The 16,326-nt window shown below is 39.7% G+C and carries 16 protein-coding genes and 1 pseudogene; 14 read left to right on the top strand and 3 right to left on the bottom strand.

The features are described 5' to 3' along the window. The first annotated feature begins 123 nt into the window (after window positions 1-123). The 4 genes from ACOT8F_RS09735 (at window position 124) to ACOT8F_RS09720 (ending at window position 3,324) form a co-directional block, all read left to right on the top strand. Entirely contained in the window at window positions 124-1,278 is a 1,155-nt protein-coding gene (locus ACOT8F_RS09735; protein ID WP_421651583.1) for an FtsW/RodA/SpoVE family cell cycle protein, read from the top strand. A gap of 516 nt (window positions 1,279-1,794) precedes the next feature. Next, complete coding sequence (locus ACOT8F_RS09730; protein WP_421651581.1) at window positions 1,795-2,112, top strand: hypothetical protein; 318 nt, start codon at window positions 1,795-1,797, stop codon at window positions 2,110-2,112. 137 nt (window positions 2,113-2,249) lie between these two features. Next, the gene (locus tag ACOT8F_RS09725; RefSeq protein WP_421651580.1) at window positions 2,250-2,816 is read left to right on the top strand and encodes a sigma-70 family RNA polymerase sigma factor; all 567 of its coding nucleotides are present in this window, start codon (window positions 2,250-2,252) and stop codon (window positions 2,814-2,816) included. Then, the gene (locus tag ACOT8F_RS09720; protein ID WP_421651579.1) at window positions 2,803-3,324 is read left to right on the top strand and encodes a hypothetical protein; all 522 of its coding nucleotides are present in this window, start codon (window positions 2,803-2,805) and stop codon (window positions 3,322-3,324) included. The genes ACOT8F_RS09725 and ACOT8F_RS09720 overlap by 14 nt, the downstream gene beginning before the upstream one ends. Before the next feature lie 133 nt (window positions 3,325-3,457). Here ACOT8F_RS09720 and ACOT8F_RS09715 read toward each other — a convergent pair whose 3' ends face one another. Further along, on the bottom strand, window positions 3,458-3,658 hold the full coding sequence (locus tag ACOT8F_RS09715; RefSeq protein ID WP_421651577.1) for a cold-shock protein: 201 nt from the start codon (window positions 3,656-3,658) through the stop codon (window positions 3,458-3,460). A gap of 418 nt (window positions 3,659-4,076) precedes the next feature. On the opposite strand from ACOT8F_RS09715, the gene ACOT8F_RS09710 reads away from it, so the two are divergent. The 6 genes from ACOT8F_RS09710 to ACOT8F_RS09685 all read left to right on the top strand — a co-directional run bounded on the left by ACOT8F_RS09710 (window position 4,077) and on the right by ACOT8F_RS09685 (window position 9,874). After that, complete coding sequence (locus tag ACOT8F_RS09710) at window positions 4,077-4,601, top strand: dihydrofolate reductase family protein (protein ID WP_421651576.1); 525 nt, start codon at window positions 4,077-4,079, stop codon at window positions 4,599-4,601. A gap of 26 nt (window positions 4,602-4,627) precedes the next feature. Next, a complete protein-coding gene (locus tag ACOT8F_RS09705) occupies window positions 4,628-5,293 on the top strand; it encodes an SOS response-associated peptidase (protein ID WP_421651575.1) in 666 nt (221 codons plus the stop codon). A 115-nt stretch (window positions 5,294-5,408) separates the two neighbouring features. Next, window positions 5,409-6,452: a nicotinate-nucleotide--dimethylbenzimidazole phosphoribosyltransferase gene (gene cobT, locus ACOT8F_RS09700; protein WP_421651573.1), complete on the top strand. Its 1,044-nt coding sequence runs from the start codon at window positions 5,409-5,411 to the stop codon at window positions 6,450-6,452. 538 nt (window positions 6,453-6,990) lie between these two features. Further along, window positions 6,991-7,920 carry an alpha/beta hydrolase gene (locus tag ACOT8F_RS09695; RefSeq protein ID WP_421651572.1) on the top strand — a complete coding sequence of 310 codons (930 nt, stop codon included), beginning with the start codon at window positions 6,991-6,993 and terminating at the stop codon, window positions 7,918-7,920. A 275-nt stretch (window positions 7,921-8,195) separates the two neighbouring features. Beyond that, a complete protein-coding gene (locus ACOT8F_RS09690; RefSeq protein WP_421651571.1) occupies window positions 8,196-9,125 on the top strand; it encodes an SMP-30/gluconolactonase/LRE family protein in 930 nt (309 codons plus the stop codon). Further along, window positions 9,122-9,874: a sugar phosphate isomerase/epimerase family protein gene (locus ACOT8F_RS09685; protein ID WP_421651570.1), complete on the top strand. Its 753-nt coding sequence runs from the start codon at window positions 9,122-9,124 to the stop codon at window positions 9,872-9,874. The genes ACOT8F_RS09690 and ACOT8F_RS09685 overlap by 4 nt, the downstream gene beginning before the upstream one ends. Before the next feature lie 50 nt (window positions 9,875-9,924). Here ACOT8F_RS09685 and ACOT8F_RS09680 read toward each other — a convergent pair whose 3' ends face one another. After that, a complete protein-coding gene (locus ACOT8F_RS09680; protein ID WP_421651569.1) occupies window positions 9,925-10,767 on the bottom strand; it encodes an STAS domain-containing protein in 843 nt (280 codons plus the stop codon). Between the two features lie 129 nt (window positions 10,768-10,896). Between ACOT8F_RS09680 and ACOT8F_RS09675 the strand changes: the two are divergent. After that, window positions 10,897-11,393: pseudogene (locus tag ACOT8F_RS09675) on the top strand (oligopeptide/dipeptide ABC transporter ATP-binding protein); the annotation flags it as partial. A gap of 117 nt (window positions 11,394-11,510) precedes the next feature. Here the strand turns inward: ACOT8F_RS09675 and ACOT8F_RS09670 are convergent. Further along, window positions 11,511-13,073 (bottom strand): APC family permease, encoded by a 1,563-nt coding sequence (locus tag ACOT8F_RS09670; RefSeq protein WP_421651568.1) that lies wholly within the window; start codon window positions 13,071-13,073, stop codon window positions 11,511-11,513. Between the two features lie 601 nt (window positions 13,074-13,674). Here ACOT8F_RS09670 and ACOT8F_RS09665 point away from each other — a divergent pair. The 3 genes from ACOT8F_RS09665 to ACOT8F_RS09655 all read left to right on the top strand — a co-directional run bounded on the left by ACOT8F_RS09665 (window position 13,675) and on the right by ACOT8F_RS09655 (window position 16,308). Continuing rightward, window positions 13,675-14,685 (top strand): LLM class flavin-dependent oxidoreductase, encoded by a 1,011-nt coding sequence (locus ACOT8F_RS09665; protein WP_421651567.1) that lies wholly within the window; start codon window positions 13,675-13,677, stop codon window positions 14,683-14,685. A gap of 82 nt (window positions 14,686-14,767) precedes the next feature. Continuing rightward, window positions 14,768-15,034 carry a hypothetical protein gene (locus ACOT8F_RS09660; protein WP_421651566.1) on the top strand — a complete coding sequence of 89 codons (267 nt, stop codon included), beginning with the start codon at window positions 14,768-14,770 and terminating at the stop codon, window positions 15,032-15,034. Between the two features lie 371 nt (window positions 15,035-15,405). After that, window positions 15,406-16,308, top strand: coding sequence for an AEC family transporter (locus ACOT8F_RS09655; protein WP_421651565.1), 903 nt, complete (start codon window positions 15,406-15,408; stop codon window positions 16,306-16,308). Window positions 16,309-16,326 lie beyond the last annotated feature (18 nt).

Genomic DNA, 16,326 nt, shown 5'->3' with positions numbered 1-16,326 from the left:
CTTTTTTCTCATTTGTTTTTAATAATCTTTTATTATAGTTGAATAGGACTATAATAAAGAGATGGAAAAAAAGGATTATGATCAAACTGGCGATCCGCACTTAAATATAGCAAGGTGATGAGTATGCAGAAGAAAAATTATTTTGACAGCCCTTTAGCGTTTTTTATCTTTTTATTAATGATCTCAAGCTGTATTTGCATTAATAGTGCCCAAAAATTCGGGCAGTACCATGAGGATTTTTTCGCAAAGCAAATATTATGGTTTGTGTTAGGTACATTCATTGTACTCGTTATTTTTCTCTTTGATTTTGACCAGTTAAAGAGACTGAGTATTCCTCTTTATGGATTTGGCATTTTGCTGCTTATTGGAGTGCTGGTGGCTCCTGAGTCCATCGCTCCTATTCGTAATGGAGCGAAATCATGGTTTGTTTTGCCTGGGATCGGCTCCGTGCAGCCCTCTGAATATATGAAAATATTTATGATTATGATGCTGTCTAAAGTGGTCTCAGAGCATTTGGAAAAGTTCGAGGCTGGGATAATGAGGAATGACGTTCGGTTATTCTTTAAAATCGCTTTGGTTGCGATCGTACCGATTGGGCTAACTCTTAAACAGGATTTCGGAACATCCGTGGTTATGATGGTCATTACACTTGGTATTCTTTTTGTATCAGGGGTTAACTGGAAAATTATTTCTGGGATTGCCTTAATCGGTGTAATGGGACTTGGAACAATTGTTGGTCTTTTTATTTTTGACCCTCAAATCCTCTTAAAGATAATGGGGCAATACCAATTGGATCGGATCTATTCCTGGCTTGACCCATTTGGAAATGGTCAGGGGATCGGCTATCAGCTGAGCCAATCCATTTTAGGTATTGGCTCAGGGAATATGTATGGAGCAGGATTTGGGCATACGAGCGTTTATCTTCCTGAAGCACAATCAGATTTTATCTTTACGATTGTTGGAGAAGATTTCGGATTTTTAGGATCAAGCATTATTGTATCTCTTTACTTTTTGATCGTTTATCGCATTGGAACCATTGCTCTGCTTAATAAAAGAGGCAACTTTGAATACTTTAACTGTATTGGAATGATGAGTCTTATTACGTTTCATTCATTCCAAAATATTGGGATGGTCAGCGGGCTGATTCCCATCACCGGAATTCCGCTTCCTCTAATGAGTTATGGCGGCAGTTCAGTCATGGCTACATTGATTGGATTGGGCTTAGTGCTGAACGCATCACTAAAAAAACGGGATTACATGTTCTCCAGGGAGGGCTAAATGTATACAAGAAATCAGACAAAAACCTTAAAATCCAGATTAAGAGGACTGATAGCAGCAGCTTGTGTGCTGTTCACCCTTCTTATTTTCAAGCTTTTCTTATTTATTTGTTAAAAAATAGGACCGTATCAGGTCCTATCTTTGCCATCCAGCTTTCTATTTAATTGATCCACCTTGTCTTCAATCGTCTTAAGCTGCTTTTTCCGTACACTTTGGGTCCTGATGCAATTCACAATCAAAAAAATCACCATAATAAACAAGAAAAAAAACGATAATTTGAAAAATGATATCTCCAACGTTGTAGTGTTAATCCCCTTTAATTATAACCTCTATTTTACAATTGGAGGCATCCTTTTTTTGAAGGCTGTTTTCGGAAAGATTGTTGCTAGTCTTAGAACCGCATAAAGATTAGCTTCGTGGCATCTTTTCTTAAAATTTGCAACTGTATTCTCGCTCTATATTCACTTAAATGAATGAAAAAAACAACAAAGTTTAAGAAAAGAGCCTTTTTGAATTTTGTATTTTGGCTGCAGGACGCCAGACACAGACTTTTTGTACCGGGAAGAGCTGGAGCAAGCCGAAAAGGAAGGGCATGTGACCCTTCACACAGCTTTTTCAAGAATAAAAGACAAGCCGAAAACCCATGTTCAGCATCTGATGAAGCAGGATGCATCTCAATTGCTTCTTCACAATGGAGCTCATCTATATATTTGCGGTGATGGGAGCCAAATGGCTTCTGACGTAGAAATAGCGCTGCTTGAAAGCTTAAAGGAATATAATCTCAGCTGGTTGATACAGAAGCAAGCGCTTGGATGCCAAGCTTCAGCAGGATAGCCGGTACGCTCTGGACAACGAATACAAGGAACCCCGTTAAAAAAAGCGGGTTTTTTTTTAGTTTAAGAAACAATGGAAAAAAATGAGTGAATCTTCCTCTAGAAGTCGTCTAATATGAAATGGGGGGGAGAAAAGTGATGCCAGACAAAGTGCTTAAGAATGTGCTTCATGAGGAATTTCAATCGAAGGAAGAATTCATTCTTGAAGAATTGATGGATACATATGGAACAGAGCTGCTGCGGCTTTCCTACAGTTATGTGAAGAATGAGGAGGCAGCGAATGACATAGTGCAGGATGTGTTTATCGCCGTTTACGAAGAAATTTCCTCCTTTAAAAAACAGTCATCCATTAAGACATGGCTTTACCGTATTGCGATTAATAAGTGCAAGGACTACTTGAAAAGCGCATATGTGAAACGAATTTTCCTTATCGATTATTGCATAGAGCGGGAGAGTAAGAGCGGGGCTGTGGAGAGCAGTTTGCTTGAATCAGAGGCTGCCATATGCCTAAGAGAGGCAGTTTATCGGCTGCCCGTTAAGTACCGGGAAGTTTTGATCATGTTTTATTTTCAGGATATGAAAACAGATGAAATATCCCGCATTTTAAATATTCCCCGGAGTACACTTCAATCGCGCCTGTCGAGAGCGAAAAAACGTTTAGGAAACATGCTTGCAAAGGAGGTTTTTGACCATGAAGGATCATAACCAGTTTAAGGCTTTATTGTCTGAGACAAAAATTGGTAGACTGGAATTCACTAAAAGCAGCCAAAGAAACGTTTTAGAAGAAGTGAGAACAGGCAATCGAAAAAAAAAGAAAAATCGTTTTGGCAAGACTGCCGCAGTCATCTTAACACCTGTAGTGCTTTTAGCGTTCATGTTTTTGCTTCTTATACAAACGCCATTGTCAGTTCATTTACCTGCTGGTTTTTCAAGGGCAGGTCAATTTCACAGCTCTCTCATTGATGAAACATTTCCAGTTCCTTCTGCAGCAAAAGAAATATCATACAAAAAAAACGTCTTGAAATATGAACTCCCTGGAATCAGGGAAGAGCAAGGAATACCGAAAGATTACTTAAAGGAACTAAACGCAAAGGGCTGGAAGGAGTCCAAAAAGGACCGGATGGGAGCACAATCTATTTTTCGTAAAGGAAAGCAGGAGATGAGGCTAATCTATTTAACGGATGAATTTTATTTAATAAAGGAAACGAAGTAAGGCTGTTTTCGGTGATTCTAAGTAAAAAGGGAAAGAATTTCATCATGCAATGTAATTCTTTCCCTTCACAAAAAAAACAGACTCTAAAGAAGCAGAGTCTGAAATATATATGGTGGTTCTAGTCAGTTAAGAATTATAATTTTTGTACGTTAGTTGCTTGAGGTCCGCGTTGACCTTGTTCAACTTCAAAAGATACTTCTTGACCTTCGTCAAGAGATTTGAAGCCTTCGCCTTGAATAGCGGAGAAATGAACGAAAACGTCGTCTCCATCTTCGCGTTCGATGAAACCAAAACCTTTTTCTGCGTTAAACCATTTTACTTTACCTTGTTCCATTTGTGTTGCCTCCTTGTGCGCTTACCACACATTGTATTACTATCCTTGCTCAATCATTAAAGTAGAGACGTATAAATCCCTCTTAACACGAACAAAAATAATTCTTATTAAAGATAACAGAAATAGGCAGGGATTGCAAGCCATCCTCAAAAAAAGGGATGTTTTATCCAATAAACAGTTAATATTAACTATAAATAGTCAGAAAAAACGGGAAATTTGAGAGGTTAAACAGGTGCTATATGTCATACTCCTCACGATATTCGTCTTTTTTTTCAATCGTTATTATGGTTTCCTTCTTCTAGTGAAAGGACAAAAAGGGCATGGTGCTGATCTATTCCGAATAAGGAAGGCAGGGAGTTATACTGGAGTTACCATACTGCTATTAAAAAAGTGCTTAATGAAGAAAAGGAGATGCACGATGGCTCGAGAAATTGTCTTATTTATCGCTGTAAGTTTAGATGGGTTTATTGCAAAGGAAGATGGGGATTTAAACTGGCTGTTTGAAACTGAAGGAGAAGGGGACAATGGCTATTCTGATATGTACCAGGCTATTGATACAATGATTATGGGAAAGAAAACGTATGATTATGTAAGGTCAGTGACAGAAACTTTTCCGCATTCGGACAGAAAGTGTTATGTTTTCTCTTCTTCAACACAAGGTTCTGATGAACATGCGGAATTTGTCAATGATGACGTTTTAGCATTTGTAACGAAATTGAAAGAGCAGGAAGGTTCGAAAATATGGATGGTGGGCGGTTCGGATTTGCTTGATTCTTTTATGAAGGAAAAGCTAATTGATGAATTTATCATTACGATTACTCCACACATATTAGGGTCAGGTATTCCTTTGTTTAAAGAAAACAATCCTCAATTTAATTTGATTCTGCAGGGGATTCGGCAGTTTGGACAATTTGCAGAGGTTCGTTATAAAGTGAAAGAATAAATAGACACTTGAAAGGAGTCACAAGTATGTGCGGGAGATATTCGCTATTTGATGATTTAGCAGTACTTCAGGAAACATTCCACTTTAAATATGATGGAGAAATACTGCCAAGATACAATATTGCTCCATCACAGCAAATACTTGCTATCACTTTAGAAGATGAAAAGAGAACAGGAAAGCAGTTCCGCTGGGGACTTATTCCTCCATGGAGCAAGGACATGAAAATTGGTTATAAAATGATCAATGCGAGATCAGAAACAGCCCATGAAAAAGCAAGCTTTAAAAAACCGCTTCAGTCCAAGCGCTGTCTTATTCCATGCTCAGGTTATTATGAATGGAAGCATGAAGGAACAAAAAAACAGCCCTATCATTTCTTTATGAAGAATCATGAACCCTTTGTGTTTGCCGGTTTATATGACAGGTGGCAATCGGAAGAAGCGGTTATCTACTCCTGCACTATCTTGACATGTGAACCTAATACGATCGCTGAAAAGGTGCATGATAGAATGCCAGTTATTTTATCTGATGAAGATCAGGATAAGTGGTTAAGTCATGATACGGACCTTTCCAGCTTAAAAGATTTAATGAGTCCTTATTCTGCAGATCAAATGGATATGATGGCAGTGTCTACTCTTATCAATTCGCCGAAAAATGAAACGGCAGAGGTTCTTTCCCCTTTGAATAGCAAGTAAGGAAAAAACGTCTTTTTGAAGTTTATCATTTCAATTTTTGTTTAAAAAAGAATTGATGAAATGTATTGGAATATGAGAAAGTGGAAGTATCTAAAGAGAAATTGGAGAGATTTTGATGAAGCTTGAATTTAAAGAAATCAGCTCTGCTGACAAAGTGGCAGGAAAAAAAGCAGCAGCTTATATTGATACTTTGACCAAACCGCCGGGAAGTCTGGGTAGACTTGAAGAGCTTGCAATTCAGCTGGCAGAAATAACATCTGAAACTTTTCCTTCAGTGACTCCTCCAGGCGTCCTTGTTTTCGCTGGTGATCACGGAATCGTAGAAGAAGGGGTGTCCGCTTTTCCACAAGAGGTCACAGGACAGATGATTCTTAACTTTCTAAACGGAGGAGCAGCTATCAATGTTTTCAGCAGGCAAATAGGTGCGTTATTTAACATTGTCGATGTAGGATCTGTATCCGATATACCTTCAGAATCTCTGATTAATCGCAAAGTCCGTAAAGGAACAAGAAATTTTCTAAAAGAGGATGCGATGTCTAAAAGCGAGGCGGAAGAGGCATTGCTCTCTGGATACGAAGAAGCAGAAAAAATGATCCATCAAGGAACCAAATGCCTGATTCCAGGAGAAATGGGAATCGGCAATACTACTTCAAGCAGTGCAATCCTTGCTGTTTTAAGCGGAAAAGAAATAGAAGCGCTTGTTGGCAAGGGAACAGGTATCCAAACAGACCAGATGATTCATAAACAAAAAGTAGTCAAAATGGCCATCGAAGCAAGAAATCCTGACCGAAATGATCCGCTTGATATTTTAGCCAAGCTTGGCGGATTTGAGATTGCAGGGATGGCAGGGGCTATGCTGGCCGCTGCAGCATACAAAATTCCAATTCTTGTAGATGGATTTATCAGCACAACTGCTGCCCTTATCGCACAAAGAATTGAACCGAATGCTTCGGATTATATGATTGTCGGCCATCAATCAGCTGAACTTGGACATGCTCATGCAGTGGAGGAATTGGGGAAAGCTCCTATACTCGATCTGAATTTAAGACTCGGTGAAGGAAGCGGGGCGGCACTGGCATATCCTATTTTACATGCAGCATCGTTGATGATCGCGGAAATGGCTACTTTTGAAAATGCAGGCATATCAGGAAAGAACTAAAATCCGCTTTTTAAGCGGATTTTTTTATTCACTAATCTGCCGTATTTCGCTAAAAAACTCTCTATTAAGACAAAAAAAGGTTAAAAAGAACTGGGGATAATGGTATAATATTGATCCTAAAGCAATATTTTATGGCTGATTAGCTGTTTTATAAACGTGAATTGAAAGTTTAAGAGCGCCCACGGAAGTTTAAGAGCGCCCATGGAAGTTTAAGAGCGCCCACGGAAGTTTAAGAGCGCCCACGAAAGTTAAAGAGCGCCCGCGGAAATTTAAGAGCTCTCACAGAAATATAAGAGCGTTCATGTAAATTTAAGAGCGCCCACGGAAGTTTAAGAGCGCTCACAGAAATTTAAGAGTGCACATGTAAGTTTAAGAGCACTCTCACGAATTAACAAACGTCCAACTAAAGTCACCAAGCTTACGAGCCGATACAGCATGTATCGCTCTTTTCTTATTTTTCTAGAGATCACACTGTACATTCGAGCCATACCAATTAACAACAAGTGATGCTTCATGCATGCAGAAAGGATTTAGAGTTTTGGAAACAAATATTTTACTTTCGAATAAACAAAAGCCTAATCGCTGGAGAAAAGCTGCTTTTGTTTGGTCGGGTCTTGGTATTGTTGCTGCAAATGCTTTTTATGGTTTAAGTTCTTATATTATTTGGAGGGCCATGCATCCTCCTAAAATTGCATTATTTAAAAACCCTGCGGATTACGGGATTAAAAGTGAAGAGGTTCAATTTAAGAGTACGGATGGATTAACATTAAAGGGCTGGTGGATGCCTGCAGTAAACAGTGATAAGGTGATCATCTTTTCACATGCCTACGGGCTTAACCGCTACAATATGCCATTTCCGGTTTTTGATTTGGTTAAGGTGTTTCAAAGCCAGGGTTACAATGTGCTGCTTTATGATTTTCGCAATGCTGGAGAGTCTGAAGGCAATGTGACCACAATGGCTCTTAAGGAACAATTGGACTTGCTTGGGGCCATTGATTTTGTTAAAACATCAAAGAAGATGAAGGATCTTGTGCTCATTGGCTGGTCAATGGGGGCAAGCACCTCACTGCTGGTTGGAGGAGCAAGCAAGGATATTAAGGGCATTATCGCTGACAGCCCATTTGCCAGTCTTGATACGTATGTGCTGGATTCCTTTGAATATTGGACAAAGCTTCCGAGAATTGTCGGTCAGCTGTCTACATATATAACAAAATTGAATTTCCTCGGTTTTCAGCCTCATAAGGTAAAGCCAATTGAAGTGATGAGAACAGTTAAAGATAAAAAAATTCTCATTATCCATGCGTTAAATGATCCTGCTATTTCCTGCAGAGAGAGTGAAAGAATGAAAGAAATCTGTGATGATATTGATCTTTGGCAGCCTGAAACAGGCGGGCATATCGAAGCATATCGGTTAAATAAAGACGAATACGAAGCAAGAGTTATTGCGTTTTTGAAAAGCCTGGATTGAGGAATCCCCTTAATCGGGCTTTTTTGCTGGATCTTAACTGTAAATGTGCTGTGACCATAGGAAATCCCTAAAAGTAACAAAAAACGACTGCAAATCTCTGTTTTCTGTTCGAAGTTTTATGTAAGAGTGAAAAGGAATAAGAGAATTTTAAGAGAATATCATTAATAGACAAGAAGTATGAATTATTATGGCGGCTAGTAAGGTAATTTAATAGATTTGAATTTTTGCCAAAAAGGGAATAGTACTCTATTGCTGAACGTGAGAGGGGAAGAAATATGAAAAAACCTGAATTAGTTATTCATGCAAACGCTGTCCTAGCTGAAGGCCCGTGCTGGGATCACATTAACAAAGTCCTTTATTGGGTCGATATCAAAGGAAAAGATCTTCATGTATATGATCCTGAAAAAAATAGTGACAGGACAATACATATTGGCCAGTTTGTCGGAACTGTTGCACCTGCAGGTGAGAAGGAGGTTGCATTAGCTATGGAAAATGGTTTTCACTTGCTTAACCTGGATACGGAAGAGCTTACTTTCTTGAAGGATCCAGAAGAGCATATAAAAGAAAACCGCTTTAATGATGGTAAGTGTGATGCAATGGGAAGATTCTGGGCTGGAACGATGGATAAAGATGGCGAAGGCAATACCGGATCCCTTTATTGCCTTGATCACAATCTGAAAATAAGAAAAATCGAAACTAATTTAGGTATTTCAAACGGCCTTGCCTGGAATAAAGAAAATACAACTTTTTACTTTATTGATACACCGACTCAGTCGGTTGCAGCTTATGACTTTGACTTGGAGGCTGGAGAAGTTTCCAATAAGCGGACAGTGATCCATGTACCGGACGAAGAGGGATTCCCTGATGGGATGACGATTGATGAGGAAGGGATGCTTTGGATCGCACATTATAACGGGAATCAGGTAGGCCGCTGGAATCCTGAAACCGGAAAAATGATTGAATCTTTTCCGCTCCCTGTGTCACAGGTCACTTGTTGTACGTTTGGAGGCAAAGACCTGGATGAATTGTATATTACAACCGGGCGCGAAAACCTGGATGAGGAAGCTCTTGTCTCACAGCCGCTTGCTGGAAGTGTGTTCAAGATTAAAACAGAAACGAGAGGGCTAAAAGCAAACTTTTTCAAGCTGGGAGATCAAAATGAGCAATCAAAAAAATCTGATTTTCAAGGAGCTGACTTAAAATGAAAAAGCCTATTTCTGTTCAAATGTATACCCTGAGAGAAGAGTGCGAAAAAGACTTTATCGGCACACTTGAAAAAGTAGCAGGGCTCGGATTTGAAGGCGTAGAATTTGCAGGGTTTTACGGAATGGATCCGGCAGTGCTGAAAAAAGAATTGGACCGGCTTGGACTGCGGGCTTCAGGCAGTCATTTTCCGCTTAGGCCGCTAGAGGAGAATTTTGAAGAAAATCTGAAAGCTCAAAAAACACTTGGCAGTCGTTATTTAATCGTTGCTTATCCGTTGGATCGGATGGAACGGGAGGAAGAATATACGGAACTTGCAGAGAAGCTGAATAAAATGGGAAAAAGATGCAGAGAAGAGGGGATTACGCTTTGCTACCATAATCATGACTTTGAACTGAAGTTATTTGGAAACAGGACAGGATTTGATATTCTCCTTCAGGAAACAAGTCAGGAATATGTGAAGGCGGAACCAGATGTGTATTGGATTACTTATGCAGGGAAGGATCCGGTAGAATGGATACAAAGCTATAAGGGGAGAACGCCTCTCATTCATCTGAAGGATATGACGAAAGATAGCGCAAGAACCTTTGCACCCCTTGGCAAAGGGTCAATTGAATTTAAGCCTGTTATTGACCTTGAAGAGGAAGCGGGCGTTGAATGGTGGGTCATTGAGCAGGATGAATGTGACGGATCTCCTTTGGAAAGTATTCAAGCAAGTATTGAGTACTTGAAAAATCAGCTCGTGCGATAAAGAAAACTAGTTCCTAATAAAAAGGTGTCCATTTCTCCGGACACCTTGTATTAATGTATGGATTTATTTTTCTCCAAAGCCTGTGAAAGGGTCGAAACTACATGGGTTTTATCAAATGAAAGGCCAAGCTGAAGTGCTGTCATCGCTATTTCAGGCCTGATACCTGATAGGGTTGATTTGACACCGATAAGGTTCAATGTGCTGATCAATTGGAAAATTTGGTGGGCGACCATTGTATCAATGATAACGACTCCTGAAAGATCGATATAAAGGTGATGCACTTTTTTGGCAGCGCACTGCTCAAGTGTATTTTCAAGAATGATTTTTGCTCTTGATGTATCGATATCTCCTACTAGAGGAAGCAGAGCCTGATTATTAGCTAATGTAATAACAGGTGAGCTCAATTCATAAATCATTTCCTGCTGGGCCTTTAATTGAATGGCTGAATTTTTATGAGCTTCTTCTACGAAATTCAGAATGGCTGCATCAATGACCTGAATAAATTTATTTTTCCAGTCTATTAGCTGCATTGGAGCAACTTTATCTTTATGAAGTTCGTAAAATTTGTGTATGTAATCAAAATACTGACTCCGCGTTCTTGTAAATTCTCTGATGATTTGGTGGGTTGGTGTCTTAAGATGAGCACTGTCATGGGCGATTTTGTTAACCCACACATTAAAGCGGTCCATAAACGTTTCTTCATCTTCTACTAATATATCAGCTGCAAATAAATGAAACTCATTATTTTGAGCCTTTAATGCTGCAACGGCTTCCAGATCAGTTGAAGCGTATACAGATGAAGGGTCTTTTTCTTCTAATGTAGCGTACCATTCTTCTGTAAGGCGGTCTGCATTATCTACTAAAAAATTGCGCAAGACAAGATTAATCTCCACTTTCTTTTCCTCCTCGGAAAAATCCTAACTATTTGCACATATTAATATTACAACTAATTATTTTTATTTTACCAGATTCTTAGCAGTTAGATTTGACTAAAATATGTTTATATTTCGAAAATAAGACGTCAGCGCCAAAGAATTGTTATTGCCCGTGCAATGGCATTAAATCCAGAGTTTATTGTCATGGATGAACCGGTAGCCGCATTGGATGTTTCAATCCAAGCACAGATTATCAATCTTTTCAGTGATCTTAGGAAAAAGCACGGTTTGTCCTACCTATTTATTTCTCATGATTTTAGCGTTGTAGAGCATCTATGCACGAAAATCGCTATTATGTATCTTGGAAATATCGTTGAAGTGGCAGAAAAGGAAGAACTATTTGATAATTCGCTATCCTATACAAAAGCGCTTCTACAGCGGTGCCGATTCCAGATCCAAGAGTGAAAAGAGAGCGCATTATTCTAAAAGGTGACATTCCAAGTCCTGTAGATCCCCCATCAGGCTGTAAATTCCGGACACGCTGTCCGGCAGCGACTGATTTATGTGCAGAGAAAACACATGAGTTCAGGGATATTGGCAATGGCCATTTTGCTGCCTGTCATTGTTTGATTCGTTCGATTTGAAAAAAGGGGCCGACGCCAAAAGTTCACTTGCGATGAGTCAGCCCCTTTTTTATATGAATTTATTGAATTTCAGCAGCTGCAGTGCCTTTACCTGCAGGCTCTTCCTCGTGATCATGTTCAGTCATTATCAATCATAGCCTTCGGCAAGCCTGTATGCTTCGCCCAGTAGAAGATGGCAATGGATGCAACGGCGATTACAATTAGATCAACCGGAGTATCCAAAATTTTTAATCCTCCTCCAAAGGCACCAAGATACGAAATGACAAGCAAGATGATATAGTAAGCAACAAGCCACCAGGCGCTTTTTAGCTGCTGGGCAAGACTTACATCTTTTTTAGGTACAAATTTAGCAAATGCTAAATAAATCAAGAACATAATGAGCTGAGAGCCAAGCAGCCATGAAATGGTTTTCCAGCCTGACCAGTAAACAATGTAAGATGCAAAGATAAAGGAAAGCGGGGCAATAATGCTCATTCCTTTAAGCTTAAACGGTTTTTCCAAATGCTTCGCATTGACCCTGAATGCTGCGGACGAAATCGGCGCAATAGCATAGGACAGAATTAGTGCTACAGAACAAACCTGCACTAAAGCGTTCCATGAGGGAAACGGCAGTGTCCAAAATACAGACAATCCAAAGGATAGCCATAAAGAGGAACGGGGGATACCGGTTTTTTTATCAACCTTCGAAAAAATATTGAACAATGTGCCATTTCTGGACCATGCATACACAAGACGTGCAGTCGTGTTCATGAAGATATTTCCGTTTCCTCCTGGGGAAACGATGGCATCGAAAACAACAAAGGTTGCAAGCCAGCCAAGACCGAGCAGAACAGCAATATCCTTAAACGGCAATGGAAACTTATCTTGAATTCCTCCCCAGCCTCCACTAAGCATATCCGTTGGGATGGCCCCGATGAACAATACCTGCAAAGCTGTATAAATCAAAGCTGATAGAACAATACATAAAATCAGCGCGATCGGAATGTTCCGCTGCGGATTTTTAACCTCGCTCGCTACCGATACGATAGGATGAAGTCCAAGATAAGCAAACATGACTCCGCCAGTTGATATGGCTGCCTGAATTCCATCAAATCCTGAAGGGGCAAATCCAGCCACAGAGAAATTTGGTGCTTTGAAATGAAATGCTAGTACAACGATAACAATGACCGGTACAACATATTTAAAGATGGAGATAATGATGTTCGATTTGGCAAATGCCTTTACACTCCAGTAGTTTAAAAGGAAGAAAAGCGCCAGCATAATAAATTGGAGCATCCAGCCCAAAATTGTGGGAGATTCAGATCCTTTAATAGTTAAGCCCGGGATCCAGAACGCAACATATTGTCGAACCGCAGTTACCTCAATAGAGATCAAACTCGTGTATGCTACGATCGTGATAAATGAAATCAAATAACCAACCAATGGCCCATGGGAATAGACCGGATAACGGATGATTCCGCCTGTTCTTGGAAGAGCAGCCCCCAACTCAGCATAAACCAGCCCGATTAAAAGAATAATAACCCCGCCGATAATCCATGAAAAGCTTCCTGCTGGACCAGCTTGTGATGCAACATTACTCACCGCAAAGAGCCAGGCTGATCCAAAAATGGCCCCAAGTCCAATCAGTGTTAAATCCAAAAGCGAAATGGTTTTCTTAAACTTGCCTTGATTATTAGACATGTAGTTCCTCCTTAAATGTAACCCAACAATGTGTACTCCTCACATGAAGAGGGTTAAGCCTGCATCCTCCTCCTAATGGAAATTTTCAAGCTCTTGGTTTCGCATGAATTATTATTGTTTGTTGAGTAAAATTATGTATGGGAATTCCCGCTTGTTTTCTAAAAGAAATCGTTCAATTAGAATAATGGCAGCATTCCCACTTAACTTATCCGTTTCTATCAAAAGATATATATCCTTTTCCAAAAAAATATATCTTTTGATAAAATTTAAGTTTTTTGACAAGTTCCAATGTCTGTTTTATTAATTTTGGAAGAGGGCATTCTTGTCAAAAACGTTTTCCATGTTAACATAACCTGCTTAGGGATGTAAAGTTCAAGAAAGCAGGGTCATCCTTCGCTGGGCTAATAAGATTAAGCCCAGTTACTGTTGGGACGCCATTCATAAAGACTCACCTTTTCTCTATATATTAGTCCAATTCAATAATCTTGGCAGACACTTATAAGAATCTTCAATTTGTTTTTGAATCATAATATTTTGGGTAAGCAAGAACAATTGATAAACTATAGTTGTATATACATTTAAGCAGAAAGAAGTTGAAAGAATGGCTAATCAATCAGGAAAACAACTGAAGGATATTGCTTTTTCCGTACTCGATTTGTCTCCGATTGTTGAAAACGGGACAGCTTCAGAAAGTTTGAAAAATACATTAGATCTTGCTCAGCACGCTGAAAAATGGGGATATAACCGTTATTGGCTGGCAGAGCATCATAATATGCCTGGAATAGCAAGCTCAGCAACGTCTGTGGTTATTGGCCATGTTGCTGCTGGTACATCAACAATCAGGGTTGGTTCTGGAGGCATCATGCTGCCAAACCATGCACCGCTCGTTATTGCAGAACAATTCGGAACACTTGAGTCATTATTTCCTGGAAGAATTGATCTTGGACTTGGCAGGGCACCAGGTACTGATCAGCTGACAGCTTATGCATTGCGCAGGGAACGCAGAAGTGACGGGGAAGATTTTCCTGATCAGCTGGAAGAACTCCGGACATATTTTAAACCATCTGTTGAACGGCATGTCAGAGCCATTCCAGGAGAAGGGCTGAACATTCCGATCTGGCTGCTCGGTTCAAGCGGCTACAGTGCTCAATTGGCTGGAAAACTGGGACTGCCATTTGCTTTTGCAAGCCATTTTTCTCCTGAAAATACGATTCCTGCCCTGCAGCTGTATCATCAGCATTTCCGTCCTTCACAAGTTCTTGACGAGCCATATGCTATGGTAGGAGTAAACGTTATTGCAGCTGAAACGGATGAAGAAGCAGGCAGACTTGCAACATCCATGCAGCAGCAATTCCTGCAATTGCTTCGCAATAATCCAGGACCGCTTCAGCCGCCAGTTGACAATATTAACGATATGGCAAGCGAATATGAAAAAAGCCTTCTTGAGCAGCGAATCGGATCTTCCATTGTTGGAAGTCCTGAAACGATAAAAGAGAAGCTCCAATTATTTTTAAACGATACACAGGCTAATGAAATGATGGTCAATGCTCAAATATTTGATCACAAAGCCCGCCTCCGTTCATATGAAATAGTAGGAGAGTTTATTCAGTAATAAAAGAAAAGAAGCAGCGCAAAAACAGGCCGTCCAATTGGATGGCCTGTTTTTTCACCTATTTACAGGGAAAAGTGTGAAGATGGATCAAAAAGGGTATTTAGCAGGCATAAAATCACGAAAGGTAAGAAGGTATGCCTATGCTAAAACACCTATTACTCCTATTTTTAAACGAGAGGAAAAAGAACAGCGGCCTCAATACGGAGATACAGTCTCTTACAATGGGAAAGATTATACTATTTTAAATGAAGAACCGAATGGTGTTTTCAAGCTGATTCATTTTCATCATTCTGCATATTCTATTGTCTATTACAAAAAGAGATCATGGCTAAATAGCTCCGGGGAATGAAAAACGAATGAAAGAAGTAGATGAATCCCATGATTCACCTTCTTCTTTCATTATTCACCTGTATTCAGATATTTCTTGGAGACCATAGTCGTCCATCCATTTTTATAAACCCGGCCTGCAAATTTTAAGAAAAGATGCCACGAAGCTAATCTTTATGCGTGTTCTTTAGTCCATACGAATAGCGGCAATATTTGCGAAAACAGCCTTCATTAAAAGAACCTTCGACAAGAACCAGGAAATATCCTTTCATTTCCAAAAGACTGAATTTAAGACCGCAACAATGAACAAATGGAGATTTTTTCTATATACTTAAATGGAAATGCCAGATTTGTTATGGTGTTTACTCTATACTTTGAAGGTGACCCGGTTTTATGCAATTTGTCCTTGTTGTTCTACCAATTTTCTGTATCTTTCTTTTAGGTTTCGCTGGTAAAAAATTGATGGACTTTGATATTAAGAGTCTTTCAAAAATGGCGCTTTTTTTAATGACACCCGTTCTCGCTTTCCGGACCTTTAATCAGAACAGCCTTTCATGGAATTATGTTTATTTTGGAGTGTTTTTGATTCTTCTTTGCTTCTTCCTGATTCTGATCAATTACGGGATCGGATTTTTTAGGGGATGGGACTCCTCCAGCATTTGCAGCTCGATCCTTTCCTCGTCATTTATGAATAACGGAAACTATGGAACTCCTGTCGTTCTGTTTGTTTTCGGCAAGGCTGGCTTGAATTATGCCGTTATATTAATGGTCATTCAGCAGCTGATCATGTGCACAGTTGGTTTGTACTTTGCTGCAAAAGGCAGTCTTGATGAGGATAATAGAATATCTCCTTTGAAAGAGGTACTGAAAATGCCAATTGTTTATGGGGCAATTCTCGGCCTCTTGTGTCAGCTTTTTTCTGTGAAAATTGGAACTGATTTTTATACGGCGATCAGTATGGTTGCAGATGCCACAATTCCAACCGTTATGATCATCCTTGGTATGCAGCTGGCTGATATTTCTCTGAAGAAGCTTGAAAAAGAACGGATTGCTTATTCACTTGTGATTAAACTGGCTATTTCACCGATGATCGCCTTTGTTATTGCTTTGTTTCTGCCTGTAGATCACATGATTAAACAAATTATGGTCATTACCGCAGCAATGCCGACAGCGGCTAATACAACGATGTATGCTCTCCAATTTAATACCAAGCCTGATTTTGTATCAAGTGCAACCTTGTTAAGCACGTTGCTTAGCCTGATCGCACTCCCAATTGTAATCTCGCTGATTTTGTAGATGGGAAAAGGAATACAT

The sequence above is a fragment of the Chryseobacillus diguaensis genome (genome assembly GCF_049220665.1).
Classification (GTDB): Bacteria; Bacillota; Bacilli; order Bacillales; family Bacillaceae; genus Metabacillus_B.
The sequence above is the reverse complement of the archived record's forward strand: the minus strand, read 5'-3'. Positions and strand labels throughout refer to the sequence as shown.